This window comes from Mesorhizobium sp. 43Arga (assembly GCF_053714255.1).
The window spans coordinates 1-448 of record NZ_JBSKBO010000053.1; the positions used below are offsets into that span (position 1 = coordinate 1).

Annotated in this window: 1 pseudogene; it reads left to right on the plus strand. The window is 62.3% G+C overall.

Going from position 1 to position 448, the window contains the following annotated elements:
* Positions 1-105 precede the first annotated feature (105 nt).
* Positions 106-357, plus strand: a pseudogene (locus ACWGS8_RS35195) (IS66 family transposase); the annotation flags it as partial.
* Between the last annotated feature and the right edge of the window lie 91 nt (positions 358-448).

A 448-nucleotide genomic window follows, 5' to 3' on the forward strand; every position in this document is an offset into this window, starting at 1 on the left:
CATGGCACCGGCGCATCAGGAATTTATGTTGCGGAGATTACCCAAGATCGCCTGAAACCTGGGACGAAATGGAGCCTCCGCAGCATAATCCTATGCGCAACATCTTATCGCCAGGCGCAGATCTACGCCCGGCAGGGAATCAATCTCGATCGCTCCACGCTCGCCGATTGGGTCGGCCGCGCCGCCTGGCACCTGCGTCCGGTTCACGAACGGCTGCTGGCGAAGCTGAAGTCCTCGCCTAAGCTGTTCGCCGACGAGACCACCGCGCCGGTGCTCGATCCCGGTCGCGGCAAGACCAAGACAGGCCAGCTCTGGGCCTATGCCCGCGATGACCGGCCGTACTCATCCGGTGAAGACCGCAGACGCGCGGATCCGGCGGCCATGCGCGCCGCGGTGCTTGGATCAAGCTTTCGATGGTGAGACGCGATGATATTCTTCGAGGAGGAAT